A 24899-nucleotide genomic window follows, 5' to 3' on the forward strand; every position below is an offset into this window, starting at 1 on the left:
CGCAACTTTCCAGGGGATGAAGGACATGTCCAGTACCGAACAGCCTTCGTGAACCCAGCGTGGGAGCGCCCGAAAAAACCGACCTAGCCGAAGACCCGCTTGAAGATCGTGTCGACATGCTTGGTGTGATAGCCCAGATCGAACTTTTCCCTGATTTCATCCTCGGACAAAGCCGCCCGAACGTCCGCATCGGCCAGCAATTCGGTCTGAAAATCAGCGCCTTGCTCCCAAACTTTCATCGCATTGCGCTGCACCAGCTTATAGCTGTCCTCGCGACTGACCCCGGCCTGCGTCAGCGCCAGCAAGACCCGTTGCGACATCACAAGGCCCCGGAACTTGTTCATGTTCGCCAGCATGTTGTCGGGATAGATCACCAGCTTGTCGATCACGCCCGTCAGGCGCGACAACGCAAAATCCAGCGTCACGGTCGCATCCGGCCCGATCATCCGCTCGACGGAGGAGTGGGAAATATCCCGCTCATGCCACAGCGCGACGTTCTCCAACGCAGGAATGACGGCCATCCGCACGATCCGCGCCAAACCCGTCAGGTTCTCGGTCAGGACCGGGTTGCGCTTGTGCGGCATGGCACTTGACCCCTTCTGGCCCGCGCTGAAGAATTCTTCCGCCTCCAGCACTTCAGTCCGCTGCATGTGGCGGATCTCGATGGCGATATTCTCGACCGACGACGACACGACAGCAAGCGCGCAGAAGAAGGCGGCATGGCGGTCCCGCGGGATGACCTGCGTGCTGATCGGCTCCGGCTCCAACCCCAGCTTGGCGCAGACGTGCTCCTCGACCGCCGGGTCGATATTGGCAAACGTTCCGACCGCACCGCTGATGGCACCCGTCGCGATTTCCGCGCGCGCTGCTTGCAGCCGTTTCAGGTTGCGCGCCATTTCCGCGTAAAACCGCGCAAAGGTCAGGCCCATCGTCGTCGGTTCCGCATGAATGCCATGCGATCGCCCGATCCGCACCGTGTCTTTATGTTCGATGGCCCGACGTTTCAGCGCCTCCAGCAATGCCTCGACATCCGCGATCAACAGATCGGCGGCGCGCACCAGTTGCACATTGAAGGTGGTGTCCAGAACGTCCGACGACGTCATGCCCTGGTGCACGAAGCGTGCTGCGTCCGCACCGATGATCTCGGCCAGATGCGTCAGGAACGCGATGACGTCATGCTTGGTCACCGCCTCGATCTCGTCGATGCGGGCGACGTCGAAGTCCGCATCCCTGGCCTTCCACACGGCTTCGGCGTTTTCGCGGGGGATGACGCCCAGATCGGCCATCGCATCGCAGGCATGGGCCTCGATCTCGTACCAGATGCGGAATTTCGTCTCAGGCGACCAGATGGCGACCATTTCGGGGCGGGAATAACGGGGGATCATGGCGGCACTCTCGACTGGTGGACGGGTCGCGTGCCTCTTAGGGTGCAGAGGTTCTCACCGCAAGGAAGCTGCCATGACCCCGGCTGATCGTCTGGCCCAATTGTCGGGCAAGTGGCAGGTCGCGCGGGTGATCCGTCACGCCGATGGCACGACGGCCCGGTTCAGCGGCACGGCGGACTGGTCCCCGGACGCAACTGGTCTTCGCTGCGATGAGATCGGGTCGCTGACCATTGGCGCCATGGCCCCGGTGTCGGGCAACCGAACGACACTCTGGCAGGCGCAGGACAATGCCATCGCGGTGGCCTTCGCCGATGCGCGCCCATTCCATGTCATCGGACCCGGACCGCGCCCTGCCGCGACGCACGACTGCGCGCCCGATACATATTGCCTGACGTATGATTTCACGCTCTGGCCACGCTGGTCGGTACGCTGGCATGTCATCGGGCCGCGCAAGGACTACCGCGCCCTGACGCGGTATTCCCGCCTCAACTACTGATGCAGTCTCGCCCCGTGTCCCGCCAGATCGACACGTTCAACGACATATCGCAAAGCGCCATGAAACTTCGGCCCCCCACGGTAAGACAGGCTTCGACCCCCATTTCGACCCGCCCGCCGGTCGTGTCGGTGCAATAACAGTCGACACCGGGCATCGGGGGATAAAGATCCTGGGCCGCCGCAGGAAGGGCGGAAAGACATAGAAACAGGACAACACGGCGCATCGGCAATACCTCCTGCCGAATATGCTAACATTCCAGGTGCCCTTGACCAAATCCGATCTGCCCCGCATCACGCGCGCATGATCCCGTCCGACCGCCTCGACCAGATCCTGTCGCGCTTCGAATATCTCGAAGCGCGCCTGAATGCAGGGCCCGAGGCATCGGAGATCGCCGACCTGACGCGTGAATATTCCGATGTGAAGCCGATTGCCGAACAGGTTCGCGCGCATCGCCTGCTGGAACGTCAGATCGACGAGGCCCGCGCCATGCTGGCCGACGCTGAAATGGCCGAACTGGCGCAGGCCGAACTGCCGGAACTCGAGGCCGCACTTGCAGCGGGGCAGGCGCAGTTGCAGCTTGCGCTGCTGCCCAAAGATGCCGCCGACGCGCGGCCCGCGATCCTGGAAATCCGGCCCGGCACTGGCGGCGACGAGGCGTCGCTCTTCGCCGCGGATCTGGAAACCATGTATCGCCGCTATGCCGAAGGACGCGGCTGGCGGGTCGAGATGATTGAACGGCAGGAAACCGATCTGGGTGGCATCAAGGAACTGACGGCCCGGATCGAGGGCGAGAACGTCTTCGCGCGCCTCAAGTTTGAATCCGGGGTCCACCGGGTTCAGCGCGTACCCTCGACCGAATCCGGCGGGCGCATCCATACCTCTGCCGCGACCGTCGCCGTCCTGCCCGAGGCGGAGGAGGTCGATATCGACATCCCGGCCACCGATATCCGTATCGACACGATGCGCGCATCCGGGGCCGGCGGGCAGCACGTCAACACCACCGATTCTGCCGTGCGCATCACGCACCTGCCGACCGGCATCGTCGTGACCAGCAGCGAGAAATCCCAGCACCGCAACCGCGAGATCGCGATGAATGTGCTGCGCGCACGGCTCTATGAGGCGCAGCGGGCGGCGGTCGATGCCGAACGGTCCGCAGACCGGAAGGCACAGGTCGGGTCGGGCGACCGCAGCGAACGCATCCGCACCTATAATTTTCCACAGGGCCGCATGACCGACCACCGGATCAACCTGACACTCTATAAGCTCGACGCCGTGATGCAGGGCGATCTGGACGATGTCATCGACGCCCTGACCGCCGATCTTCAGGCGCAGTTGATGGCCGAGATGGGAACATGAACGAAACCGACGTTGCCCGCGCCATGCACTCCGCCCGTCAGCGGATGGAACTGGTCGGCATCCCCGACCCGGCGCGTGACGCCTCCGCGCTGTTTCTTGCCGTGGCCGAGGATGCGGTGGGCAGCGGCGACACCATGCCGCCCGATATCGCGGATGCCTATGAACGGGCGATCCGGCGTCGCCTTCGCCGCGAACCGGTATCGCATATCACCGGACGGCGCGCCTTCTGGATGCATGATTTCATCGTCAATGCCGACGTACTTGACCCGCGTCCCGACACTGAAACGCTGATCGAGGCTGCATTGCAGACGAAGTTCACGAACGTCCTCGACCTTGGCACCGGGTCCGGCTGCATCCTGCTGTCGCTTCTTTACGAACAGACCGAAGCGGCCGGGCTGGGCACCGACATCTCGGATGACGCTCTGAAAGTTGCGGCACAGAATGCGGCGATGGTCGGCGTCGCCGATCGCGTGACCTTCCTCAACTCCGACTGGCTGGCATCGGTCGAAGGTACCTTCGATCTCATCGTCTCCAACCCGCCCTATATCGCCGCTTCGGAAATGGCCGACCTGTCGCCCGAAGTCCTGCACGAGCCGCACCTCGCCCTGACGCCCGGCGGCGATGGATTGGACGCCTATCGCATCATCGCCCGCGACGCATCGGCGCACCTTACCTCCGGCGGTCGCCTTCTGGTAGAAACCGGCGCGACGCAGGCAGATGATGTTTCGGCCCTGTTTCACAAGGCCGGATTGACCAACGTGGCGGTAAAATGCGACCTCAACGGCAAGGATCGGGTGGTTTCGGCAGAAAAACCGGGCAATGGGCAATAAATCAGCTTGTATGTGCGGCCTGACACACCCATAACCTACAGAGCATCGGCGGTTGACACGGTAAGACGTGCCCCGGATGCGACGCCCGACCATCTCCGGACCCCGCGACCCGCATGAGACGGGCAGGGTCCACGGCAACGATCAGCGGAATACACCACGCATGAGAAGCAGCAAGTCCCGTTCGCGGAACAAGAACCGTAGTCGCAACCCTCAGGGCGGCGGCAATATCATCAATCGGACGTTCGACAGCTCCGGCCCCGAGGGCAAGGTGCGCGGAACGCCCGCGCAGGTCATCGAGAAATACAACCAGTTGGCCCGGGATGCGCAGCTATCCGGCGACCGCGTCGCCGTCGAGAACTTCCAGCAGCATGCCGAGCACTACACCCGGTTGCTTGCCGCCGCCCAGAAGGAGCTGGAGGCCCGCCAGCAGAATAACCAGCAGAACAGCAGCAATCAGCCGAACAACAACCAGCAGAACAGCAACCAGACCGGGGGCCAGCAGAATGGCAACCAGAATGGTCAGCAGAACAATAACAACAACCAGAATAACCAGAACCCCAACCAGCAGGGCGGCGGTCAGGACAATTCCGGTCAGGGCGGCAATCAGGGCGGTAACCGTCGTCGCGATAATCGCAACGACACCCGCAACGATCAGGGCAACGATCAGGGTGGTGACGCCAGACAACCGGTCGAAGCATCACAGCCCGACACCCCGACGCGGAGCAGTAAACGTGCACAGACCGTCGACGTAATCGACGCGCCCGAGGTCGATAACGGGCCGGTCGAGACGCCTGAAAACCGCGCCGATGCGCCGCCCGCCGACAAGCCCAAACGCACCCGCGTGCGCAAGAAGGCCCCGGCCAAGGTGGAAGACACATCCAGCGAACCGGCTGCGGACAGCTGATACCGGCCTGAAAATGCACAAGGGGTCTCCGGCCCCTTGTGTCAGCTCAGGCGATTTCGCGGGCCAGGGCGCACCAGGCCTCCAGCGGTATCTGCTCGGCCCGGTCGGTGGGCTTGATCCCTGCCGCGACCAGACGATCTTCCACATCCGGCACCAGCCCCTTCAACGCGGCGCGCAGCATCTTGCGCCGCTGGTTGAAGCCCTTGGCGACAACCCGTTCCAGAACCGCCGCATCCGCTGGAAACCGCGGCGCAGGCAAGGCTGTGAAATGCACCACCGCTGAATGGATCTTGGGGGGCGGTGTGAACGCCTCGGGCGGCAGCGTCATCGCGATGCGCACGTCGCAGCGCCATTGCGCCAGAATCGCCAGCCGCCCGTAGGCCTTGGACCCCGGCGCGGCGACGATGCGTTCGGCCACTTCCTTCTGGAACATCAGCGTCAGGCTTTGCCACGGCGGTGGCCAGCTGGCGGGCGTCAGCCAGCGCACCAGCAATTCCGTCCCGACATTATACGGCAGGTTCGAAATGATCCGCCACGGCGTACTCAGATGATCGCTTGCGTCCAGCTTCAGCGCGTCCGCGTTCACAACGGTCAGGCGACCGGGGCAGGCGGCTTCGATCTGGGCCAGGGCGGGCAGACACCGCGCGTCCTTTTCCACGGCCAGAACATGCCTTGCCCCCTCGGCCAGCAATCCACGTGTCAGACCACCGGGACCGGGTCCGACCTCCAGTACATCGACGCCTTCCAGCGACCCGGCGACACGTGCGATCCGCGCCGTGAGGTTCAGGTCCAGCAGGAAATTCTGGCCCAGGGATTTCTTGGCGCGCAAATCATGCGCATTTATGACGTCGCGCAACGGCGGCAGGGTATCGATCTGGCTCATGCTACTCGCCTTAGCGGGGGCGGGGCCTCAGGCCAAGGCGTTCCGGAGTTGTCCCATGTCCCACGCCATCCGGATTGCCGCGATGATCGACGTCGGATCGGCTACGCCGCGCCCGGCGATGTCGAAGGCGGTGCCATGATCGGGCGAGGTGCGGATGAACGGCAAACCCAGCGTGACGTTCACGCCGCCCGCGAAATCGATGGTCTTGATCGGGATCAGCGCCTGATCGTGATACATCGCCACCGCCGCGTCGTATCCGGCTCGTGCGCCCGCGTGAAACATCGTGTCGGCGGGCAGGGGGCCGAAACAGCCCAGTTCGGGGGCCAGCCGCGCGACCAGATCGGCGATCCACTCGACCTCCTGCCGTCCCATGGTGCCGCCTTCGCCCGCGTGCGGGTTCAATCCGGCCACCGCGATGCGGGGCGCGGCGATGCCGAAATCCCGGCGCAGGCCCGCATGGGTGACGCGCAGCACCGTCTCCAGAACATCGGGCGTCAACTCCGTCGATACCCGGTCCAGCGCGATATGGATGGTGGCGGGCACGACGCGCAACGCGGGGCAGGCCAGCATCATCACGACATCGACGTTACCGGCCAGTGCGGCCAGGTATTCGGTATGCCCCGGATGCGGAAAATCCGCCCCATCCTTCAACGCCTTCTTGTGAATCGGCGCGGTCACGACACCAGATACCCTGCCGCCCAGGGCCAGATCGACGGCCCGCGCGATGGCGGAAATCACCCCCGCCGCCTGTTGCCTGTCGGGCCAGCCGGGGCGCGCAGGGCCGGGAACGTCATGGGGCAGGATGCAAAGCGCATCGTTTCCCGCTTCGGACGGGTCGTTGATCAGACGCATCAGGGCGCCGAACCCCGCAAAATGGTCGGGGTTCCCGATCACGAAGAACGGCACATCTGAAATTTCAGTCCGCGCCTTGGCTATGACTTCGGGACCGATGCCCGAAGGTTCCCCGCAAGTGATCGCCAGTGGCCGGGTGTCAGCGCGTGATGATGGCATCGGCGCGCAGTTCCGCCAGCAAACCGTCGGCATAGCTGCCCAACCGCTGATTCAGCAATCGCTGGCCCAGCCGGGTAAATGCCTCATCGTCGGCTTCGACTTCGCGACCGCACATCATGATGAAGCGCAGGAACCCGTCGCGCGTCAGAAGGGTCGAGACTTCGCCCTCATCCAGCTTGGCCAACTCCTGCCGCAGATCGCTGGCCAGGCTGGAGGTCGGCACGGTCTGGCGCGTCAATTGCCCCTGTCCGGCGTTCGGCAGAACACCGTAAAGGTCGTCGCAGGCGTCGATCCGGTCCTGCAACTGCGCGGCGATGCCAAGTGTTTCCGCCGTGCGGCCCCCGGGGATCAGGTATTCGGCATAATCGACGCTCAGGGCCGTCGGCGCGTTGACCGGAGAATCGTCCAGACCGCGCAGGATGAACAGCCCGATAAATGAGCCGAGGTTCACCGGGTCCGAAATCTCGCCGGGTGCAAGCGTCAGCACCTGACTGGCGATCGGCGGGGCCAGTGCATTCAGGTCGACATAGTCGATCCGTCCGCCTGAGCGGGCCGAGTTCGACTTGGAATAGGTGCGAGCCGCCTGCTCGAACGCGGCCTGACCGGATATCGTATCGGACAGCCGTTGTGCCAGCGCTGCCTGTTCGGCCTGATTTTCAGGTGTCAGCGGAAGTGCGATTTCCGACAGCAGAACCCGGACATTGGCGGCCCCGCCACGGGCCAGCGTGCGCCGGACTTCGGCTTCGTTCGGTCGCGACTGCGGCCCGAACCTTTCCTGCACCAGATTGCGCCAATACAGCCCGTTTCGCACGAAATCGCGGAATGTCTCTGCGGCAACGCCCTCCTGCTCCAGGGCCGCGATGAACGCATCGGGGCTCAGGTTCGCCCGGCCGGCGAATTCAACCAGCCCGGCATCCAGGTCCTCGGCGGTCAGCTCCACGCCCGCGGCTCTGGCGGCCTGCACCTGCAACGCCTCGTCGATCAACACGTCGGTCGCCCCTTGAGCATCGGCATTCGGTGCCCGCAACAGTCCGAAAAAACGGGCGCGCTGCTGCACCTGAAAGTTGGTGATTGCCTGTCCGTTGACGGTCGCCGCAGCCGCGAACGGTTGTTGCGCCGCGCCCGGCGTTGCCAATCCGGCCAGCCCCAGCGTGATGGCCACCGTCAGTGTCGCCAGAAATCGTGTCATTGCCCGCCCTCTCATATTCCGCAGCGCCGTTTTCGGTCGCGCCGGTCGTCCGCTCCGAAGCCTGCCAGTTCTATACCCAGTCCGAAACTGGTCGATGATTGCAGCGTGGTCGTCGATGTGAAGCGTCGCTCCACATCAAAATCGACCGTCAGGCAATCCGACAGATAGGTCAGTCCCAGACCGGCGCTGCTGGCGTCGTTCGTGATGAAGTCATATCGCCAGTTTACCCGCCCCGTCCAGTCACGGCCCAGATCGCGCGACGCATCCACCGCCCATTCCGATGTAGCTGTCGGTCGGCCCGCCCCGGCGTCCGCCTCCAGCCAGGTATAGCGCGTCTCCAGCGCGTGCCGCTCGCCGTTCCAGCGCAGAATGGTTTCGGAGCGGGAAAACTCCAGACCGTCCGAAAGCAGCGACCGCTGCATCAGCTGAAGTCCGTCGCCAGAATCCGCCTTGAACGCCAGCAGCCAGTCCGAGGCCGTTCCCGCAAGCCCCGTGCCCTGCCGGAATTGACCCAGATCGTCCTGTCGCCATATCCGTCCCGCCGTCGCCCCGACCGTCCAGCCGGACGGGTCGTAGCGGGTATAGCTGACGCCGATATTCAACCTGTTGCCCAATTCCCGCTGGTCCCGACCCGCGAACCGTGACGGCGAAAACAGGTTTCCCTCATCGAATTCGGGGGTGAGGCTGTCCTCGTTGGGTGTCAGGCGGCGATCGTTCGGTGCCAGGATTACCTGTGCGATCGGCTCGATCACGTGGCGCACGCCGCCCGCCTCGGCTCGCGCCATCGGCAAACGCAACTCCAGACCCGCATAGGGCACGGCACGCAGGAAGGTCGTATTCGGGAAAAACGGGTCCTGCTGCACATTATAGGCATCCAGATTCAGCCCGCCCAGGGCCGTCGTAACAAGTCCCGAGTCGAAGATGCGACTGCGCTTCCAATCCACGCCCGCCGACAGGCGCAGCGTATCGCGCGCAGAATTGGCAGGCATGCCCGCAGGAACCGTGCTCGCGTCGCGGTTGCGGGCATGCGCCTGCAGCGTCCAGACGGTCTGACCGCCCAGAAAACTCTCGGGGACGCGCCGCTGCCGTTCGATGGTAAAGACCGGCGTCGGCTGGAATCGGTTGTTTTCACCGTCGCGCAACGTATTGAAAGCAATCACTTCGGCCAGAAACCGGTCCTCGCGGTCGACCCGCGTGATGGCGATGCTGCTTTCCAGAAGATCCTGCTGGCCGATACCATAGGTTGCCAGATAATCCTTGTCGCTGACCGCCTCGATACTGAATGTCAGCCGGTAATCGCGGGGCAGCGAAAAGTTTCCTTCGGCGAAGATATACCCCCGCGTTTCCCCCGGTCGGATCATATCGCTGGACAGCGCCCCGTTCACCTCGATGTCGCCGTTGTCGAATGCCTGGCGATATCGGAAGCCCAGGCTGCGCGTTTCGGTGTTCGTGATGAACGGCGTCAGCGTCAGATCGCGCGATGGCCCCAGTTCGATGAAATAGGGCAGTGAAAGGCCGGTGCCCAGCAAATCGTCCGAGGTCAGCCGGGGGGTCAGCAAACCGGTCGTCCGTTCCTGCGTCGGATCGGGCAGGCGCAGACGCGGGAACCAGGCGATGGGCACGCCGATAACCTCGAACCGGGCACCTTCGAAATAAAGCTGCTGTTTTTCCTTGTCGTGGACGATGCGCCGCGCCCTTATCTGCCAGAGCGGCACAGGACTGCCGACGCAGACCTGACAGGACGACGCGACGGTCTGATAAAGCTGCGTATATCGCCCCTCGGCATCGGTTGCGATTTCGGACGCGGCGATCTGCAGGCGTTGATCCAGAACCAGACGTGCCCCCTGCAGGACCGAATTGCGCAGATCCGACGCCAGCGATGCGAAGTCCGCGACCAGAATCGTGTCCGGCCCGTCCAGCAGGGTCAACGGCCCATCGACGATGACCCGGTCCTCGGCCCGCAGATAGGTCACGCGCGTCGCGCGCAGGATGCGCCCGTCAAAATAAATCTCGACGTTACCTTCCGCGACCAGTTTCCCGGCGTCGAACTCGACGCTGTCCGCCACCAGCGTTGCCGGAGCCACCTGCTGCGCGGCATCGGCCGCCGCGATGGACGTCTGCGCAAAGGCGGGACCCGAAGAGACAATCAGGCAGGTGCCACCCATCAGGCGGGCCAACAGCGCGATAATCAGACGCATCACCCGTCCTCCAGACGCAGAATGATACCTGCGGACAGCAGGATCGCGGCAATCGGCGGCGACCACGCGGCCAGCACCACGGGAAGCTGCCCGTTCTCGCTCAGCACCTGAGCGAAGTTGCGCAGAAAGAAAACCCCGAACCCCAGAAGAAGCGCCGTCAGCACCATTATTCCCGACCGCCCGGCCCGGACCTGACGCATCGAAAACGCCGCCCCGATCAGGACCATGGCTGCCAGCATCAGCGGGTTCGCCAATTCCATCTGCAACCAGATGCGGTGCGTGCGCCCCGAGAAGCCGGCGGCGTCAAGTTGACGTATGAACCCCGGCAACTGAAAGATCGGGATCGACGACGGCACGCCGAAACTGTCGCGGATCTGATCGCGGGTCAGCGATGACGGGATCGTGGCTATGGCCACGGCGCGCGAGTCGCGCTCGGGGTTTTCGGACTGGCTGAGCGGCCACATCTTCGCGTCCGCCAGCAACCATTCTCCGTCGGTCAGTTCGGCCTGCGCCGCCTCGATCCGTTCGACCGGCGTGCCATTCGCATCGAACGACAGGAACGTCACATCATAGAGCAGGGTCCCGTCCAGCGACGACCGCTGCGCGCGGATCACCGTCTGGCCGGTGCCGTCGCCCTGCCGCAGCCAGACGCCCTCCTCGCTGATCGACATCACGCTGCTGATCCCGGTGCGCCACCGCGCGATCTCCCGTTCATAGACGCCCTGCGTCGCGGCGACGATGGGATTTACGGTCACCAGTGCGGCAATGCCCAGAACGAACGCGGCCATGACCGGCGCGAAGGCTGCCCGCATCGCCGAGCGGCCCGCGGCCCGGATCACCACCATTTCGGACGACCGCGCCAGCGACAGGAACAGTGCCAGCGTCGACAGGATCACGATCAACGGCAGGATCTGATAGAGTGCTGCCGGCAGGTTCAGCGCCGCCAGCCGCAAGCCGTCCCCTACATCTCCGCCGCGCCCGTCCAGACGGCGCAACTGCTCCATCAGGTCGATGGGCAGAAGCAGGCCGGTGAATACCAGCGTCACGATGAACACCAGCCACAGGAACCGGCGCGCCAGATACATCTGCAGGATCATGCGCCCCCCCCGGTCCGGCGCAGACGCAGCGGCCCGAATGTACTGCGCCAGATCAGCCCCGCCCCCAGGGCCAGCGTCATCAGCGAAGGCACATAGGTCAGCCACCACCCCCCGACCTGGCCGCGGGCGGCGGTTTCGGCGATGTTGCCCAGCATTTTCAGTATGATGGCCGCCACGACCGCCGCCAGAATCTGGCGCCACAACCCCAGCCGCGAATAGCCGCCCAACATCAGGAACCCAAGCGCCATCAACGGCAGGGCAAAGGCGAAGAGGGCCTCGGATATCCTGAGATGACCTTCGTACTGCAATTTCGCCACATCCACACCCGTCAATTCCTGCGTCGTGGCGTCGGCCCGCAGCAGCTCGGGCGTCGACAATTCGCGCGGATCGCGCGTCCTTGCGGCGGCGGATCCGGCCAGCCCCGCCAGATCATAGGCGAAATCGTTGAACGTCGTGGTCACCAGATTGCGGTCCACGGTTTGCAGGGTCTGGGCCATGCCGTCGAACATCACCAACCGCGTGCCTCCGCCCACGTCCGGGTCGGCACGGACCAGAATGGCGCGTTCGGCGGTGTAGGACGTGCGCACCTCGGGGCTGCGACGATCCTGAAGGAACAGGCCCAGAAGTTCGCCCCGCTGCGTGATCTCGCGGACATAGACGGTGATGCCCGCGCCGGGATGGATGAACTCGCCCTCCTTCAGGAACCGCGCGGTCACATCCTGCGACAGTTGCGCACCCCGCACCGCCAGTGCGCTGCGCGACGCCGGGGTCAGCACATGCGCCAGTACGCTGACCATCAGCGCGACGACGAAGCCGAAGATCAGCACCGGGCGCGCCAGCCGCCAGGGCGACAAGCCGGTCGTCTGCGCCACCACCATTTCTGACTCCGCCGCCAGCCGGTTGATCCCGTAGAGCGTGGCCACCAGTGCCGATACCGGCAGCACCGCCATGATCACGTTAGGCAGGGCCAGCGCTGTAAACTCCAGGAAGGTCAGAATGTTCGACCCGCCCGCGATCAGCTGGTCGAACAGCCCGATTGCCCGGTTGACCCAATAGACCGCTACCAGCACCAGGCTGAAGAAACCGAAATACATCAGCAACTGTCCCGAAAGGTATCTGTCGAACAGGCCCAATCATCCCCCTCCCGGAACGTTCTCCGGGCTCATTTGACCCTTCCTAGCGGGCTTGGCGCTGGCATCAAACCCCAGATTACGGCGCGTGTCTGGAAAGTCGCCAACCCCCCGTTTAGGGTCGCGCGAAATCACACTTTCCCGGAGCATCCCATGACCGCACCCGCCCCCGTCCGCTTTGTCGAAACCGATCTGGACGCCTTGGCCGCGTTCGACGGTGTAATCGCCTGTTTCGTCGCCACCGACGGGACGCTGGGGGTCGAGGCGCGGCGTCTGAACCGGCTGACCAAGGGGGCCGTGAAACGGGCGGTCGACAGCCCGGCCTTCGATAAACTGGACGCAGGCGACGTGCTGGACCTCGGCTTTCCGGCCGGGGTCGCGGCCACGACCGTCGCCATCGCCAAACTCGACCGTCGCCCGCATATGATGAAGGCGATGGGCGCCGGGGCCGCGGTCGCCAAACTGCGCGGCTCGCGCGATCTGCTGATCCTTGGCGGCACGCTGCGCCGCCTGACCGACGCCGTGCTGGGCGCGACCCTGCGCGGCTATGACTTCAGCGACCACAAGACCGGCGACAAGAAAAGCCCCGCCGCCGCCGTCACCGTGATGACCTCCAGGCCCGATGAGGCCGAAACCGCCTTCGCCGATGCCCGTGCCGTCGCGGAAGGCGTATTCTTCACCCGCGATCTGGTGAACGAACCGGCGAATGTCCTGACCACCGCGGAGTTCGCCACCCGGCTGGAGGCCCTCACCGACCTCGGCGTCAAGGTCGAGGTGCTGGAGGAGGCCGACCTCGAAAAGCTTGGCATGCGCACACTTCTGGCGGTGGGGCAGGGGTCGGAGTCGCCCTCCAAGGTCGTGGTGATGGAATGGAACGGCGGGGCTGACGAGAAACCCTTCGCCCTGATCGGCAAGGGCGTGGTCTTCGATACCGGCGGCATCAGCATCAAACCCTCTGCGGGCATGGAGGACATGACGATGGACATGGGCGGGGCCGGCACCGTCGCGGGCGTCATGCACACGCTGGCCAGACGCAAGGCGCGCGCCAACGTCGTGGCGCTGGTCGGTCTGGTCGAGAACATGCCCGACGGGCGCGCAACCCGCCCCGGCGATGTCGTTGCCTCGATGAAGGGCGATACGGTCGAGATCATCAACACCGACGCCGAAGGCCGCCTCGTGCTGTGCGATGTGATGTGGTATGCGCAGGAGCGGTTTCAGCCGACGGGCATGATCGATCTCGCCACCCTGACCGGGGCCATCGTCGTCGGTCTGGGCCACGAAAACGCGGGCGTATTCTCAAACAACGACACGCTCTGCGATGCATTCTTGAAGGCGGCGAAAGACACCGGCGAAGGCGCGTGGCGGATGCCGCTGGGCGACGCCTACGACAAGCTGCTGAAATCGCGCGTGGCCGACATGAAGAACATCGGCGGTCGCCCCGCGGGGTCGATTACGGCGGCACAGTTCCTGCTACGGTTCGTGCGGGACGACACCCCGTGGATCCACCTCGACATCGCGGGCGTCGCCTCCGTCTCGGGTGGCACGGCGCTGGCCCCGGCGGGCGCGACCGGCTGGGGTGTCCGCGCTCTCGACCGGTTGATCCGCGACAGGTTCGAGCCGAAGCCGGAGGCCGACTCCACCGATGGGTGAGGCCTATTTCTACCATCTGACCCGCACTGCCGTGGATGCGACGCTGGCCAATCTGCTGACCCGGTCGCTGGCGCAATCGTGGCGCGTGGCCGTGCGCGGCGGCGATGCCGGGCGGCTGGAGTGGCTGGACGAACGGCTGTGGCTGGGCGACGGCTTCCTTCCGCATGGTCGGGCGGGCGGGCCGCATGATGCGCGCCAGCCCGTCCTGCTGACGCTGGGTGCTGCGGACAATGCCCCCGACTGCCTGATGGCGGTCGACGGAGCCGAGGTCGCGCCCGATGAAGTCACGCAGATGCAGCGCACCTGCATCCTGTTCGACGGCACCGACGGCGAGGCGCTGTCACGGGCGCGAAGCCAATGGAAGGCGCTGACCGACGCAGGCTGCGCCGCGCGCTACTGGTCCGAGGAATCGGGGAAATGGGTGGAAATGGCGACGAAAAATGTCCCCGGCTAAGCCCTAGCGGATCAATCGCAGCCGATTGCCCTCGATCTCGATCTTGCCGAAGGTCTGCAGGTACGACATGCCCAGCAGGCTGACCCCCAGGTCGCCTTCGCCGACGATGGCACGCACATTGGTATTGACGGTATCGCCCAGTGTCACCTCGTCCAGAAAGACCTGTGCGGTGCGGATCGTGCCGTTCGCCGTCATCGCCTGACCGAAATATTGCAGCCCATCCAGATTGATCCCGACCGCCACCGCGTCGTCGCGGGACAGCACGATGTCACTGGCCCCGGTGTCGACCACGAAGTCGATCGGTTGACCGTTCACACCCAGCGTCATGTAGTAATGCCCGTCGCGCCCCAACGGCACGTCCACGATCGTGCCTGCCTCGCCCGAGAGATAGGTTTGCGATGGCATCAGGGTCTGCTGCACCCGGTCCCAGTTGCCGAAAATAAGCGCGGCAGCCAGGAAGATGAGGAACCAGACCGCCGCCTGCTGCGCGACCTGACCCAATCGGTGCCGGTTCGCGATGAAATAGGACCCGCCGATGACAAGCCCGAACAGAGAAAGGTAAATCAGATAGGCGGTGTCATTTCCGGTCATGACGTTAATCTAGGCAAGACGGCGCGACTTACCAGCCCGGAAGATCGCTCAGGCCGTCCAGAACGAACTGAACCGACAGCGCCGCCAGCAGCATTCCCAACAGGCGCGTCACGACATTCGTTCCGGTGTGGCCAAGCAGCCGTTCGAGGGGCGTGGCCAGCAGAAAGAACCCGAACACCACCGCGATCACGACCAGCATGACCCCGATTGCCTGCACCGACCCCAGGGTGCTGGCATTGTCGGTCAACAGGATCATCGTCGCGATCGCACCCGGTCCGGCAATCAGCGGCAGGGCAAGGGGGAAGACCGACGGGTCGCTCGTCGGCTCGTCCGCGCGACCCTCGCGCTTGGGCTGACGCTTTTCGAACAGCATCTCCAGCGCCGTGAGGAACAGCAGCAGGCCACCGGCAATACGGAACGCTGGCATCGAGATACCGAGGAAGGTCAGGATCGACTCTCCCAGAAGCGCGAAGGCAATCAGAAGACCGGCGGCGATCACGCAGGCGCGGATGGCGATGGCCCGGCGCAGCTGCGGCGTCATGCCCGCCGTCATCGCGACGAAGATCGGGGCCAGACCGATCGGGTCGATGACGACGAACAGCGCCGTGAAGGCGGTGATGGCTTCGGTCAGGGTCATGGGAAGCGCCTTGGGTCCCGTGCACGAGTGTCTGTACAGGGGGTGTACAGGGGGTGCACGGGGGGTGACAGGGTTATTTCTGCGCTTTTTCGAGGGTTTCCATCGCCGTCATCCAGATCGCTTCGGCCCGGTCAGATGCCTGCATCACCTCGGCATATTTCTTGTTCCAGGTCTCCAGCTCACCCTTGCGGCCTTCCTCGTAGAGCGACGGGTCGGCCAGCTTCTTGGCCAGCTTGTCGCGCATGTCCTCGATCTTCTTCACCCGCTCCTCCGCGCGCCGCGACTCGGACCGCAGTTCCATCAGCTTGTCACGGCTGACGGGTTTTGATTTTTCCTTTTCGCGTCCAGGCTTTGCAGGCTTGTCTTCACCCTGCAAAAGCAGCTTGCGATACTGCTCCAGATCGCCCTCATACGGGCCGACAGTGCCGCCTTTGACCAGCCACAAACGGTCCGCAACAAGGCTCAGCAGATGCATGTCGTGGCTGACCAGAACCACTGCGCCCGTATAGGCCGTCAAAGCATCTACCAGCGCTTCGCGGCTCTCGATATCCAGGTGGTTCGTCGGCTCGTCCAGGATCAGCATGTGCGGCGCGTCCAGCGTGGCCAGAAGCAACGACAACCTGGCCTTCTGCCCCCCCGACAGCTTGGCCACCACAGTCTCCGCCTGATCGACACCCAGCCCGAATCCGGCCAGCCGCGCGCGCAGCTTGGGTGGGGCATCGTCAGGGCGTTCGCGCTTGAGGTGTTCGAGGGGCGTCTCGTCAACGAAAAGCTCGTCCACTTGGTGTTGCGCGAAATAGCCGATCCGCAACTTCTTCGACGCGATGCGCTTGCCATCAGACGTCTTAAGTCTGTCTGACAACAACTTGGAAAGCGTGGATTTTCCTTCACCGTTCCGACCCAGCAGCGCGATGCGATCATCTTGATCTATTCGAACATTAAGGCGCTGCAACACTGGGTCGCCGCCGTACCCGACAGCTGCCGCATCCAGCCGCAGGATCGGCGGCGACATTTCTTCGGGTTGGGGGAAAGTGAACACAGTCCGCGCGGCGTCCTCGGGCGCCCGGATGGTCTCCATCTTTTCCAGCATCTTGACCCGGCTCTGCGCCTGTTTCGCCTTGCTGGCCTTCGCCTTGAAACGGTCCACGAAGCTTTGCAGATGCGCCCGCCGCGCCGCCTGCTTGGATGCCTCGGCTGCCTGACCTGCGCGTTTCTCGGCGCGGGCGCGGACAAACTGATCGTAAGTTCCTGTATAGTAAGTCAGTTTCTTGTCTTCAAGATGCAGGATGCCGCCCACCGCACGGTTCAGCAACTCGCGGTCGTGGCTGATGATGATGACAGTATGCGGATACTTGGCAAGATAGCTTTCCAGCCACAATGCGCCTTCAAGGTCGAGATAGTTCGTCGGTTCGTCCAGGAGCAACAGATCGGGCTGCGCGAACAGCACGCCCGCCAGGGCGACACGCATCCGCCAGCCGCCGGAATAATCCGAACAAGGTCGCGACTGTTCATGAACTTCGAAGCCCAAACCTTTGAGAATGCTGGATGCACGCGCCTCGCCGGACCAGGCGTCGATGTCCTGCAGGCGGGCCTGAACCTCGGCGATACGATGCGCGTCCGTGGCGGTCTCCGCTTCGGCCATCAACGCGGCACGTTCGGTATCGGCATCCAGAACGGTCTGTAACACGGTGGCATCGGACGACGGCACCTCCTGCGCGACGCCGCCAATGCGGGCGCGGGACGGAAGGGACATGTCGCCGGAGTCCAGGGCCAGTTGGCCCCGGATCAGACGGAAAAGCGTCGTTTTGCCCGTGCCGTTGCGTCCCACCAGGCCGACCTTGTGACCTTCGGGAATGGTGGCGCTGGCGCCTTCGAACAGGGGCCGTCCGGCGACGGAATAGTTGAGGTCGGTGATTTGTAGCATGGGCGGTGCCATGGCGGCTGCGACGCCCGCCGTCAACACCCGGTTTCCTTTGGTCTGCGACGCTGCTAGAGGCCCGCCAAACGTAACCTGACCGGAGACCGACATGGCCCTCGAACGCACCTTCTCGATCATCAAACCCGATGCCACCCGGCGCAACCTGACCGGCGCGATCACCGCCAGGTTCGAAGAGGCGGGCCTGCGCGTCGTTGCCTCCAAGCGTATTCAGTTGTCACTGGCCCAGGCTCAGGAATTCTACGGCGTCCACAAGGATCGTCCGTTCTTTGGTGAGCTGACCGAATTCATGGTCTCCGAACCCATCGTGGTGCAGGTTCTGGAAGGTGAAAATGCCATCGCCAAGAACCGCGACGTCATGGGCGCGACCAATCCGGCCGATGCAGATGCGGGCACGATCCGCAAAGACTACGCGCTGTCGATCGGCGAAAATTCGGTTCACGGGTCCGACGCGCCCGAGACCGCCGCGCAAGAGATCGCGTTCTTCTTTTCCGGTCTCGAACTGGTCGGCTGATACAACGCTGTCACCTGATAACGAGGCGTCCTTCGGGACGCCTTTTTTGATGTGCGGAACCCTGAGGATGGCCCGGTTGTTTGTCCGGTCAGGAGGGTCTTTTATGAAAAACCCGGCGACGCCCCCGCAAATGGCGGCAAATCACATGGTAGCGACCGAAACCGTTGAAAATGACGATATCAGTCGCCCCGACCGTCAGTCCGACGCGTTGCGCCACCTGCTGTCGACATGCGAGGCGGCGCTGGATCACATCGATATCCAGGGCCAGCCCGCTGAAGACGTTGAGATACTTTTGGCTTGGCACGATTCCTTGCGCGCTTTGGAAGAGGACATATCGGCCCTTCTGATTTCCCGCGGAAGTCTGCCCGCCGAGGGTGGCGGACTGATCGAAGGAGTCCGATCGTTGCTGTCGAAAGGCGGGTTGCCCGATGTCGTCAAGGATGGCACGCGTCTGCTGGACCTGATCGCCGACGGCATCGAGGCCGCCGCCGAGCCGCGCATTCGCGACGTGTTGGAACGGCAGCGCGCACGTCTTGTTGTGAATGTGAACGACGCGCAGGACAGACTGGACGCCTAGGGCAAACCCGGTTCTGCCCTTGCAGGGATTGCCGCGCCGCTCGCGTCGGCGTAGCGGCTGGGCATGTCAGACCGGCTTTCACTTCATCTGCGGCGTACGTTGATTCTGGGTCTGCCGCTTGTCGGCAGCCAGCTGGCGCAGATTCTGATCGGCTTGACCGACACATTGATGCTGGGGCGCTATTCGGTCGCGGCATTGGCGGCATCGACCCTCAGCACGTCGTTCTTTTTCGCGATGTTCGTGCTGGGGTCGGGTTTTGCCGTGGCCTGCATGCCCATGGCGGCCATCGCACTGGCCAGGGACGACGAGGTGCGGGTGCGCAGGATTGCGCGAATGGGGCTGTGGCTGTCGTTGGCGACGGGCCTTGCAATGGCACCCCTGATGATATTTTCCGAACCGATCCTGCTGGCGCTGGGGCAGAGGGCTTCGGTCGCGGCGGACGCCCAAAGCTATCTGCGCGTGGCAGGTTTCGGCATGATCCCGGCTTTGTTGACCGCCACGTTCCGCAGCCACCTGAGCGCGCTGGAACGCACCCGGATTGTTCTTGTCGCGACGCTGGTGGCCGCCGGGCTGAATATCGCGCTGAACTGGCTGTTGATTTTCGGGAACCTGGGCTTTCCTGAAATGGGTTTGCGCGGGGCGGCGCTGGCTTCGGTAGCGGTGCATGTGCTGACGACGCTGGTGCTGGCGCTTTATGCGACGCGTGGTCCGGACATGGCGCGGTTCGATCTGCTGCGGAACATCCACCGACCCGACTGGCCCGCCTTCGGCGAGATATTTCGGCTGGGCTGGCCCATCGGTCTGACGCATCTGTCCGAATCCGGCCTGTTCACCGGATCGGCCCTGATGATGGGTTGGCTGGGGACGGTTCCGCTGGCCGCGCATGGTGTGGCGATCCAGATCGCGGCTTTGACCTTCATGGTCCATCTGGGCCTGTCGTCCGCGGCCACGGTGCGGGTCGGGCGGGCCTGGGGCATGGGGGACGCGGGCGCCTTGCGGCATGCGGCCATTGCGGCGGGCCTTCTGTCGGGCATCGCCGTGGCGCTGTCGCTGGTGATGTATCTGGGTTTTGGCGAATGGATTGTATCGAATTTCGTCGACCCGACCGACCCGGATGCCGCCGCGATCCTGACGCTGGGGACGCATCTTCTGGTGCTGGCGGCACTGTTCCAGCTTGTGGACGCGGGGCAGGTCATGGCGCTGGGGTTCCTGCGCGGGGTGCAGGATACGCGGCGGCCGATGATTTATGCGATCGTGTCCTATTGGGTGCTGGGTATACCGGCCAGCTATCTGCTGGGCTTTCCGCTGGGGCTGGGACCGGATGGTATCTGGCTGGGTCTGGTCGTCGGGCTGGCGGCGGCAACCGTGGCGCTGATGACCCGCTTCGTACGGATCACGCGACCGGATCTGGCTACATCGAGAAGCTGACGCCGCAGCCGCAACTGCTGGAGGCATTCGGGTTCTGGATCGTGAACCGCGCGCCGATCAGTTCTTCGGTAAAGTCGATGGTCGCACCGCCGAGAAAGGGCAGGGACACTTCGTCTACCACGACCTTTTCGCCCGCGCCCTCCAGCACCGTATCGCCTTCGGCAATGTCATCCAACTCGATCTGATACTGGAACCCGGAACATCCGCCACCCTCGACCGCGACGCGAAGGGCCTTGCCCTGACCGCCTGCACCGATTTCGGACAGACGCTCGAAAGCGCGGGGGGTGACGCGGGGGGGAAGGGACAGGTCCATCTTGGCCTCGGGGCTGTGCATCCGTTATGCGATAGATATATGGTCGCCAACCTTCCCTGCCAAGTGAGCCCTTTGTGACAGTTGCCTTTGCCTGCGATCCTGCCCGCACCCGCGGGCGGCTGTATCCCGAGGAGGAAAGCACATTCCGCTCGCCGTTTCAGCGGGATCGCGACCGGATCATCCATGCCAGCGCGTTCCGGCGGCTCAAGCACAAGACGCAGGTCTTCATCGAACATGAGGGCGATTACTTCCGCACCCGCCTGACGCATTCGATCGAAGTGGCGCAGGTGGCACGCACGATCAGCAAGCACCTTGGTCTGAACATGGAACTGACCGAGGGCGTGGCGCTGGCCCACGATCTTGGCCACACGCCGTTCGGTCATACCGGAGAGGAGGCGCTGAACCGGCTTATGACGCCCTATGGCGGCTTCGATCACAACGCGCAGGCCGTGCGGATCGTCACACGGTTGGAGCGGCATTATGCCGAATGGGACGGGTTGAACCTGACATGGGAAACGCTTGAGGGCATCGCCAAGCACAACGGTCCCGTGCTGGACCCTGTTCCATGGGCGCTGGTCGAATACGACGCGCTGCACGATCTGGAATTGCACACGCATGCAAGCGCCGAAGCACAGGTCGCCGCCCTGTCCGATGACATCGCCTATAACAACCACGACCTGCACGACGGGTTGCGGGCGGAGCTGTTTTCAACCGACGATCTGGCCGAACTGCCGATCCTGCGGGATTGTTTTGCCGAGGTGGATATCAAGTATCCCGGTCTGAACTACTATCGCCGCAGACATGAAGCCCTGCGCCGGTTCTTCGGTGTCCTGGTCGAGGATGTGATCCGCGTGACCGAAGGCAACCTTCGCGATCTGGCACCGCAATCGCCCGAAGATATCCGTGCGGCGGGTCGGATGATGGTGCAGTTCTCGCCCGCGCTCTGGTCCGACCTGAAGGTCATCCGCGCATTTCTGTTCGAACGGATGTATCGCGCGCCAACGGTTATTGCGATGCGCGAACAGGTGACGCAGGTGGTCGACGACCTCTTCCCGTGGTTCATGGCGCATACGGACGATCTGCCCAAGCAATGGCGCAAGGACGTGGAGGAAGCCGACGACGAAAGCGCGCTGGCCCGCATCGTGTCCGATTACATCGCCGGCATGACGGATCGGTTCGCATTGCAAAGTCATGAAACGCTGATCGGCTGAGCGCGAAGAACCACGGGAACATGGGCGAAGTTTTGCGGATTCGCCCCGACCATTGAGAACGGCCGCAAGCGGCGGTAAAGGGGCGGAACCCCGCTAGGACCGACTGCAATGAACCTGTTTTCCGATATTCGTGCCCTGACCATCGACACCCTGTCCGCGATGACGCGCGACGGCATCCTGCCCGACGGCCTTGATACCGCGAACGTCACGGTGGAGCCGCCGCGCGATGCGGCGCATGGCGACATGGCGACCAATGCGGCGATGGTGCTGGCGAAACCGGCGGGAATGAAGCCGCGCGATATCGCCGGTAATCTGGCCACACGGCTGACCGCCGACCCCCGCGTGGCCAGTGCCGAGGTGGCGGGACCGGGGTTCCTGAATATCCGGCTGGATCCGTCGGTCTGGATGCAGATCGTGGGCGAGGTGCTGGCGCAGGGCACGGCTTTCGGGCGGTCGAACATGGGAAATGGCGCGCGGGTCAATGTCGAATACGTCAGCGCCAACCCGACCGGGCCGCTGCACGTCGGGCACACACGGGGCGCGGTATTCGGCGATGCGCTGGCTTCTCTACTGGCATTTTCGGGCCATGACGTCACCAGTGAATACTACATCAATGATGCGGGTGCGCAGGTCGATGTGCTGGCACGCTCGGTCTATAATCGGTATCTTGAGGCGCATGATCTCAGCGTGGATTGGCCCGAAGGCACATATCCGGGCGACTACCTGATCGAAGTGGGCGAGGCGCTCAAGGCCAAGGTTGGCGACGCCTATGTAGACAAGGACGAACAGGTCTGGCTGGCCGAAGTCCGTGAATTCTCGACCGATGCCATGATGACGCTGATCCGCGCCGATCTGGCGCTGTTGGGCGTCGAGATGGACGTGTTCTCGTCCGAGAAGGCGCTTTATGGCACCGGACAGATCGAAGCCGCGATCGCCGCGCTGGACGCCAAGGGCCTGATCTATCGCGGCACTCTGGAGCCGCCCAAGGGAAAGTTGCCCGAAGACTGGGAGCCGCGGGAGCAGACGCTGTTCAGATCGACCGACTACGGTGACGACGTCGACCGTCCGATCCGGAAATCCGATGGTGGCTGGACGTATTTCGCGCCCGACATCGCGTATCATTACGACAAGACGCAGCGCGGGTTCGACGCGCTGATCGACGTGTTCGGGGCGGATCATGGCGGCTATGTCAAACGGATGAAGGCGGCGGTCGCGGCGCTGACCGACGGGCGCGTGCCGCTGGATATCAAGCTGACGCAACTGGTGAAGCTGACCCGCGGTGGCGAGCAGCTGAAGATGTCCAAGCGGGCAGGGACGTTCGTGACGCTGGCGGACGTGGTCGACATGGTCGGTCGGGACGTCACCCGATTCGTCATGCTGACCCGCAAGAACGACGCGCCGCTGGATTTCGACATCGACAAGGTGCTGGAACAGTCGAAGGACAACCCGGTCTTCTATGTCCAGTATGCCCACGCCCGCGTATGTTCGGTGCTGCGAAAGGCAACCGAGTCGGGGATGGACGTGTCCGATGCTGCGCTCATATCCGCCGACCTGTCACATCTTCGCCACGAAGCTGAACAGGCGTTGGCGGCCAAGGTGGCGGAATGGCCCCGGCTGGTCGAGATCGCCGCGCGCACCCACGAGCCGCACCGTGTGGCCTTCTATTTATATGAACTGGCGTCCGCGCTGCATGGTCACTGGAATCGCGGCAATGACGATCCGTCACTGCGATTCCTGCAAGATGACGCCAATGTCAGTCGCGCAAAGATCGCACTGGCCCGGTCCGTGGCCGTTGTAATTGCGGCTGGTCTGGGTATTCTGGGCGTCGAACCTGCGAATGAAATGCGCTGAAGACCCTGAAAGGGCTGAGCGTCGCAGGCGATTGAGAGGCGGACAGCGGGGTCAACCCCGCGTCCATCGGTGAGATGAGATTCGGGTAGCAGCCGGATCTTGATGGCAGTGACACACAACCTCCGGGGCAACGCCGCGTCGGAAGGTGGAGGGCAGGCACATGGCGGATTTCGACTATTACGGCGCCGACTACGGCGCGGAAGAGCCTTCTCGCGTTATGGAGGCCGTGCGCAATTTCGGCTTTGCGAACTGGGCCGGGGCGCTGACCTCGTTGGGGCTGACAGCCGGAATGGCGGTCTGGGCCATCGACCTGACGTTCCGCGATGTGTCGGGCGTGCCCGTCATCGCGGCACTGGAGGGTCCGATGCGCGTGGCCCCGAAAGACCCAGGCGGCACAGTTGCCCCGTTTCAGGGTATGGCCCTGTCCGACATCACGTCCGGTGGCGTGGCGGCCCCGGCCCCGGACCAGATCGTGCTGGCCCCGCCGCCCGTCACGCTGAACGCGCCGGCCCTGGCTGAGCGTATGGCCACCGCCGAAGCTTCACAGAGTGTGGCATACGCGGCTGCCGTTGCGACATCCGAGGCCGACGAGCCACAGGTGACCCCGGCAAAGGTGCCCCATGGTCAGACGGCTGAGATCGACTTGCCCGAGCAACTGGAAAGTCTTGAACTGGCCTCGGTCGAGGCCGATGAGGATCAGGTGCTTGTCGGGGCGAGCGCACCGGTCGAGCAGGTTGTTGTGACACCGGCTGTCACGACCGCACCCTCCGAGCCCGTGGCCGCTGTTGTGTCAGCAAAAGCATCCGGCATCTCCCAGTCGTCGCGCCCCCGCCAGCGTCCCGCCGGTCAGCGACCTGCTGCCCTGCGCAACGGTCCCGCCACGGTCCCGACCGAGGCCCCGGCGCAGTCGGAAGGCACGCGCGTCGCGTCTATCGAAACCTCTGTTCCGGCTTCGGCTCCGGCCCCGGTCGTGTCCTCGCGGGATGTCGACCCGTCCACCGTCAAGCCGGGCACGCGCGTCGTACAACTCGGTGCTTTTGGCAGCGAGAGCGTCGCGCGCAGCGAATGGGACCGACTGGAAGGTCGTTTTCGCGCCTACATGGTCGGCAAGGGTCGGATGATCCAGAAGGCCAACTCGGGAGGACGCGATTTCTGGCGGCTGCGCGTTGTCGGGTTCGACGACAGTTCGGACGCGCGCCGGTTCTGTGCCGAATTGCTGGCGAAAGACGCCGCCTGCATCCCCGTCACTGTCCGCTGA

The 24899-nt window shown here is 63.9% G+C and carries 24 protein-coding genes; 12 read left to right on the forward strand and 12 right to left on the reverse strand.

The features are described 5' to 3' along the window. Positions 1-83: 83 nt before the first annotated feature. Entirely contained in the window at positions 84-1385 is a 1302-nt protein-coding gene (purB, locus tag BMY38_RS10400) for an adenylosuccinate lyase (RefSeq protein ID WP_092762537.1), read from the reverse strand. Between the two features lie 73 nt (positions 1386-1458). Between purB and BMY38_RS10405 the strand changes: the two genes are divergently transcribed. Continuing rightward, positions 1459-1881 carry a DUF6314 family protein gene (locus tag BMY38_RS10405; RefSeq protein WP_092762539.1) on the forward strand — a complete coding sequence of 141 codons (423 nt, stop codon included), beginning with the start codon at positions 1459-1461 and terminating at the stop codon, positions 1879-1881. Here the strand turns inward: BMY38_RS10405 and BMY38_RS10410 are convergent. Further along, positions 1871-2104 carry a hypothetical protein gene (locus BMY38_RS10410; protein WP_092762541.1) on the reverse strand — a complete coding sequence of 78 codons (234 nt, stop codon included), beginning with the start codon at positions 2102-2104 and terminating at the stop codon, positions 1871-1873. The two genes, BMY38_RS10405 and BMY38_RS10410, sit on opposite strands and share 11 nt — an antisense overlap. Before the next feature lie 77 nt (positions 2105-2181). On the opposite strand from BMY38_RS10410, the gene prfA reads away from it, so the two are divergent. From prfA to BMY38_RS10425, 3 genes are all read left to right on the forward strand, one after another. Continuing rightward, the gene (gene prfA, locus BMY38_RS10415; protein ID WP_092762543.1) at positions 2182-3237 is read left to right on the forward strand and encodes a peptide chain release factor 1; all 1056 of its coding nucleotides are present in this window, start codon (positions 2182-2184) and stop codon (positions 3235-3237) included. Then, a complete protein-coding gene (prmC, locus tag BMY38_RS10420) occupies positions 3234-4067 on the forward strand; it encodes a peptide chain release factor N(5)-glutamine methyltransferase (protein ID WP_092762544.1) in 834 nt (277 codons plus the stop codon). Before prfA ends, prmC begins: the two co-directional genes overlap by 4 nt. A 160-nt stretch (positions 4068-4227) precedes the next feature. Continuing rightward, positions 4228-4971, forward strand: coding sequence for a DUF4167 domain-containing protein (locus BMY38_RS10425; RefSeq protein ID WP_092762546.1), 744 nt, complete (start codon positions 4228-4230; stop codon positions 4969-4971). 46 nt (positions 4972-5017) lie between these two features. Here BMY38_RS10425 and rsmA read toward each other — a convergent pair whose 3' ends face one another. The 6 genes from rsmA to lptF are packed head-to-tail and all read right to left on the reverse strand — an operon-like array spanning position 5018 to position 12482. After that, positions 5018-5854, reverse strand: coding sequence for a 16S rRNA (adenine(1518)-N(6)/adenine(1519)-N(6))-dimethyltransferase RsmA (rsmA, locus tag BMY38_RS10430; RefSeq protein ID WP_092762548.1), 837 nt, complete (start codon positions 5852-5854; stop codon positions 5018-5020). Positions 5855-5881: 27 nt separating this feature from the next. Next, positions 5882-6865: a 4-hydroxythreonine-4-phosphate dehydrogenase PdxA gene (pdxA, locus tag BMY38_RS10435; protein WP_092762550.1), complete on the reverse strand. Its 984-nt coding sequence runs from the start codon at positions 6863-6865 to the stop codon at positions 5882-5884. Continuing rightward, positions 6846-8054 carry a peptidylprolyl isomerase gene (locus BMY38_RS10440; RefSeq protein ID WP_175495843.1) on the reverse strand — a complete coding sequence of 403 codons (1209 nt, stop codon included), beginning with the start codon at positions 8052-8054 and terminating at the stop codon, positions 6846-6848. Before BMY38_RS10440 ends, pdxA begins: the two co-directional genes overlap by 20 nt. Before the next feature lie 11 nt (positions 8055-8065). Next, positions 8066-10252, reverse strand: coding sequence for an LPS-assembly protein LptD (locus BMY38_RS10445; RefSeq protein WP_092762554.1), 2187 nt, complete (start codon positions 10250-10252; stop codon positions 8066-8068). Then, positions 10252-11349: an LPS export ABC transporter permease LptG gene (gene lptG / locus BMY38_RS10450; RefSeq protein ID WP_092762556.1), complete on the reverse strand. Its 1098-nt coding sequence runs from the start codon at positions 11347-11349 to the stop codon at positions 10252-10254. The genes BMY38_RS10445 and lptG overlap by 1 nt, the downstream gene beginning before the upstream one ends. Beyond that, entirely contained in the window at positions 11346-12482 is a 1137-nt protein-coding gene (gene lptF, locus BMY38_RS10455; protein WP_092762558.1) for an LPS export ABC transporter permease LptF, read from the reverse strand. Before lptF ends, lptG begins: the two co-directional genes overlap by 4 nt. Positions 12483-12632: 150 nt before the next feature. Between lptF and BMY38_RS10460 the strand changes: the two genes are divergently transcribed. Next, positions 12633-14129: a leucyl aminopeptidase gene (locus BMY38_RS10460; RefSeq protein WP_092762560.1), complete on the forward strand. Its 1497-nt coding sequence runs from the start codon at positions 12633-12635 to the stop codon at positions 14127-14129. Then, positions 14122-14583, forward strand: coding sequence for a DNA polymerase III subunit chi (locus BMY38_RS10465; RefSeq protein WP_092762562.1), 462 nt, complete (start codon positions 14122-14124; stop codon positions 14581-14583). The genes BMY38_RS10460 and BMY38_RS10465 overlap by 8 nt, the downstream gene beginning before the upstream one ends. A gap of 3 nt (positions 14584-14586) precedes the next feature. On the opposite strand, the gene BMY38_RS10470 is transcribed toward BMY38_RS10465, so the two are convergent. From BMY38_RS10470 to BMY38_RS10480, 3 genes are all read right to left on the reverse strand, one after another. Then, entirely contained in the window at positions 14587-15174 is a 588-nt protein-coding gene (locus BMY38_RS10470; protein ID WP_092762564.1) for a retropepsin-like aspartic protease family protein, read from the reverse strand. Positions 15175-15202: 28 nt separating this feature from the next. Then, positions 15203-15811 carry a MarC family protein gene (locus tag BMY38_RS10475; protein ID WP_092762566.1) on the reverse strand — a complete coding sequence of 203 codons (609 nt, stop codon included), beginning with the start codon at positions 15809-15811 and terminating at the stop codon, positions 15203-15205. 73 nt (positions 15812-15884) lie between these two features. Beyond that, positions 15885-17735, reverse strand: coding sequence for an ABC-F family ATP-binding cassette domain-containing protein (locus tag BMY38_RS10480; RefSeq protein WP_092762703.1), 1851 nt, complete (start codon positions 17733-17735; stop codon positions 15885-15887). Positions 17736-17838: 103 nt separating this feature from the next. Here BMY38_RS10480 and ndk point away from each other — a divergent pair, with 103 nt between their 5' ends. The 3 genes from ndk (at position 17839) to BMY38_RS10495 (ending at position 20266) form a co-directional block, all read left to right on the forward strand. Further along, positions 17839-18261, forward strand: coding sequence for a nucleoside-diphosphate kinase (gene ndk / locus BMY38_RS10485; RefSeq protein ID WP_092762568.1), 423 nt, complete (start codon positions 17839-17841; stop codon positions 18259-18261). A gap of 103 nt (positions 18262-18364) precedes the next feature. Then, positions 18365-18838, forward strand: coding sequence for a hypothetical protein (locus BMY38_RS10490; RefSeq protein ID WP_092762570.1), 474 nt, complete (start codon positions 18365-18367; stop codon positions 18836-18838). Between the two features lie 63 nt (positions 18839-18901). Beyond that, positions 18902-20266 (forward strand): MATE family efflux transporter, encoded by a 1365-nt coding sequence (locus BMY38_RS10495; RefSeq protein ID WP_092762572.1) that lies wholly within the window; start codon positions 18902-18904, stop codon positions 20264-20266. On the opposite strand, the gene BMY38_RS10500 is transcribed toward BMY38_RS10495, so the two are convergent. Further along, positions 20250-20573 carry a HesB/IscA family protein gene (locus BMY38_RS10500; RefSeq protein ID WP_092762704.1) on the reverse strand — a complete coding sequence of 108 codons (324 nt, stop codon included), beginning with the start codon at positions 20571-20573 and terminating at the stop codon, positions 20250-20252. The two genes, BMY38_RS10495 and BMY38_RS10500, sit on opposite strands and share 17 nt — an antisense overlap. Positions 20574-20653: 80 nt before the next feature. Here BMY38_RS10500 and BMY38_RS10505 point away from each other — a divergent pair, with 80 nt between their 5' ends. The 3 genes from BMY38_RS10505 (at position 20654) to BMY38_RS10515 (ending at position 24899) form a co-directional block, all read left to right on the forward strand. After that, the gene (locus tag BMY38_RS10505) at positions 20654-21790 is read left to right on the forward strand and encodes a deoxyguanosinetriphosphate triphosphohydrolase (protein WP_092762574.1); all 1137 of its coding nucleotides are present in this window, start codon (positions 20654-20656) and stop codon (positions 21788-21790) included. Between the two features lie 108 nt (positions 21791-21898). Next, positions 21899-23641 carry an arginine--tRNA ligase gene (gene argS / locus BMY38_RS10510; RefSeq protein WP_092762576.1) on the forward strand — a complete coding sequence of 581 codons (1743 nt, stop codon included), beginning with the start codon at positions 21899-21901 and terminating at the stop codon, positions 23639-23641. A 160-nt stretch (positions 23642-23801) separates the two neighbouring features. Continuing rightward, positions 23802-24899, forward strand: a complete 1098-nt coding sequence (locus tag BMY38_RS10515) for an SPOR domain-containing protein (protein WP_092762578.1) — start codon at positions 23802-23804, stop codon at positions 24897-24899.

The sequence above is a fragment of the Jannaschia helgolandensis genome (assembly GCF_900109285.1).
GTDB lineage: Bacteria > Pseudomonadota > Alphaproteobacteria > Rhodobacterales > Rhodobacteraceae > Jannaschia > Jannaschia helgolandensis.

Excerpts from the sequence above, each read along its gene's own strand:
- purB (WP_092762537.1), bottom strand. The coding sequence starts at position 1,385 with ATGATCCCCCGTTATTCCCGCCCCGAAATGGTCGCCATCTGGTCGCCT.
- BMY38_RS10405 (WP_092762539.1), top strand. The coding sequence starts at position 1,459 with ATGACCCCGGCTGATCGTCTGGCCCAATTGTCGGGCAAGTGGCAGGTC.
- BMY38_RS10410 (WP_092762541.1), bottom strand. The coding sequence starts at position 2,104 with ATGCGCCGTGTTGTCCTGTTTCTATGTCTTTCCGCCCTTCCTGCGGCG.
- prfA (WP_092762543.1), top strand. The coding sequence starts at position 2,182 with ATGATCCCGTCCGACCGCCTCGACCAGATCCTGTCGCGCTTCGAATAT.
- prmC (WP_092762544.1), top strand. The coding sequence starts at position 3,234 with ATGAACGAAACCGACGTTGCCCGCGCCATGCACTCCGCCCGTCAGCGG.
- BMY38_RS10425 (WP_092762546.1), top strand. The coding sequence starts at position 4,228 with ATGAGAAGCAGCAAGTCCCGTTCGCGGAACAAGAACCGTAGTCGCAAC.
- rsmA (WP_092762548.1), bottom strand. The coding sequence starts at position 5,854 with ATGAGCCAGATCGATACCCTGCCGCCGTTGCGCGACGTCATAAATGCG.
- pdxA (WP_092762550.1), bottom strand. The coding sequence starts at position 6,865 with ATGCCATCATCACGCGCTGACACCCGGCCACTGGCGATCACTTGCGGG.
- BMY38_RS10440 (WP_175495843.1), bottom strand. The coding sequence starts at position 8,054 with ATGACACGATTTCTGGCGACACTGACGGTGGCCATCACGCTGGGGCTG.
- BMY38_RS10445 (WP_092762554.1), bottom strand. The coding sequence starts at position 10,252 with ATGCGTCTGATTATCGCGCTGTTGGCCCGCCTGATGGGTGGCACCTGC.
- lptG (WP_092762556.1), bottom strand. The coding sequence starts at position 11,349 with ATGATCCTGCAGATGTATCTGGCGCGCCGGTTCCTGTGGCTGGTGTTC.
- BMY38_RS10460 (WP_092762560.1), top strand. The coding sequence starts at position 12,633 with ATGACCGCACCCGCCCCCGTCCGCTTTGTCGAAACCGATCTGGACGCC.
- BMY38_RS10465 (WP_092762562.1), top strand. The coding sequence starts at position 14,122 with ATGGGTGAGGCCTATTTCTACCATCTGACCCGCACTGCCGTGGATGCG.
- BMY38_RS10470 (WP_092762564.1), bottom strand. The coding sequence starts at position 15,174 with ATGACCGGAAATGACACCGCCTATCTGATTTACCTTTCTCTGTTCGGG.
- BMY38_RS10475 (WP_092762566.1), bottom strand. The coding sequence starts at position 15,811 with ATGACCCTGACCGAAGCCATCACCGCCTTCACGGCGCTGTTCGTCGTC.
- BMY38_RS10480 (WP_092762703.1), bottom strand. The coding sequence starts at position 17,735 with ATGCTACAAATCACCGACCTCAACTATTCCGTCGCCGGACGGCCCCTG.
- ndk (WP_092762568.1), top strand. The coding sequence starts at position 17,839 with ATGGCCCTCGAACGCACCTTCTCGATCATCAAACCCGATGCCACCCGG.
- BMY38_RS10490 (WP_092762570.1), top strand. The coding sequence starts at position 18,365 with ATGAAAAACCCGGCGACGCCCCCGCAAATGGCGGCAAATCACATGGTA.
- BMY38_RS10495 (WP_092762572.1), top strand. The coding sequence starts at position 18,902 with ATGTCAGACCGGCTTTCACTTCATCTGCGGCGTACGTTGATTCTGGGT.
- argS (WP_092762576.1), top strand. The coding sequence starts at position 21,899 with ATGAACCTGTTTTCCGATATTCGTGCCCTGACCATCGACACCCTGTCC.
- BMY38_RS10515 (WP_092762578.1), top strand. The coding sequence starts at position 23,802 with ATGGCGGATTTCGACTATTACGGCGCCGACTACGGCGCGGAAGAGCCT.